Source organism: Yersinia similis (genome assembly GCF_001053095.1).
In the GTDB taxonomy this organism is placed as follows: domain Bacteria; phylum Pseudomonadota; class Gammaproteobacteria; order Enterobacterales; family Enterobacteriaceae; genus Yersinia; species Yersinia similis.
This window is the reverse complement of the sequence record NZ_CGBP01000084.1, coordinates 1-1393: the sequence shown is the minus strand read 5'-3', so window position 1 is coordinate 1393 and position 1393 is coordinate 1. Positions and strand designations below refer to the sequence as shown.

Sequence of the window (1393 nt, the reverse complement as noted above, 5' to 3'; positions counted from 1 at the left end):
GTTTACCGCCCCAGACCTTTGCGGTGGTGGATTTCACCCTGAGCGAGATGCTCTCCTCGCCGTTTGTGCTCAATGTCGGGCTGGCGAGTGCCGATCCGGCGGTGGATTTTGCGGCGGTATTGGATGAAGACGCCACGCTGTTTATCTGGCGCGAAGGGGTACTGCAACGCAGCGTGACCGGCATGGTCGCCAGCTTTGAACAGGGCGATACCGGTTTTCATCAGACCCGCTACAGCATGGTGATCCGCCCGGCGCTGTGGCGCACCAGCCTGCGGCGCAATGCCCGCATCTTCCAGCAGGCCTCGGTGGAAGAGATCATCACCACCCTGCTGAAAGAGAACGGCATCAACGATTTTGCTTTTGGTTTTCGCCACCCGCACCCGGTGCGCGAGTTCTGCGTGCAATATCAGGAGTCCGATTTTGATTTTATCCAGCGCCTGACGGCAGAAGAGGGGATTTTCTACTACTTCGAGTTCAGCGCCGGGAAAAATACCGTGGTGTATGCCGATGATGTTGGCTCCCTGCCGAAAGGCGCGTCACTGCCCTATAACCCGAATGTGGCGGCGCAGGCGCAGGAACTGAGTATCACCACCTTCACCCGCAGTGCGCAGGTGCGCCCGGCGATGGTGCAACTGAAAGACTACACCTTTAAAAACCCGAACTGGGCCGCGGCCTTCAGTGAACAGTCGGGAGAACTGCAAAACCAGCGACCGGACTACGAGCATTTTGATTTTCCGGGGCGCTTCAAAGATGCCCAGCACGGGCAGGATTTTACCCGCTACCGGCTGGACGCACTGCGCAATGACGCCAATCTGGGGCAGGGGGCGAGCAATGATTTTACCCTCCAGCCGGGGCAGTTGTTCAGCCTGTACAACCACCCGCGTGGTGACCTGAACCACGCCTGGCAGTTGCTCGGCATTCAGCACAGCGGCAAACAGATGCAGGCGCTGGAGCAGGCATCTGGCGATCAGGGCACGGTGCTGTTCAACCACTTCAGTTTTATTCCGCACACCCAGACCTGGCGGCCGACGCCGTTGGCTAAACCGGCGATGGACGGCCCGCAGATCGCCATGGTGGTGGGGCCACCGGGGGAAGAGATTTACTGCGACGAATACGGCCGCATCCGCCTGCAATTTTTATGGGATCGCTACGGGCAGAGCAATGACAACAGCTCCTGTTGGATCCGGGTAACCCAGCCGTGGGCGGGCCAGGGCTGGGGCATGCTGGCCATTCCGCGTATTGGTCAGGAAGTGGTGGTGGATTTTCTGCACGGCGATCCGGATCAACCGATTGTCACGGGGCGGACCTATCACGCCAACAACATCCCGCCGGGGTCGTTACCGGCCAGTAAAACCCAGATGGCGTTCCGCTCAAAAACCCACAAAGGGGAAGG

Annotated in this window: 1 protein-coding gene; it reads left to right on the top strand. The window is 59.5% G+C overall.

Annotation, left to right across the window (positions count from 1 at the left end):
- The coding region (locus AC971_RS22395; RefSeq protein ID WP_072071385.1) for a type VI secretion system Vgr family protein at positions 1–1393 on the top strand (1393 nt) is incomplete at both ends.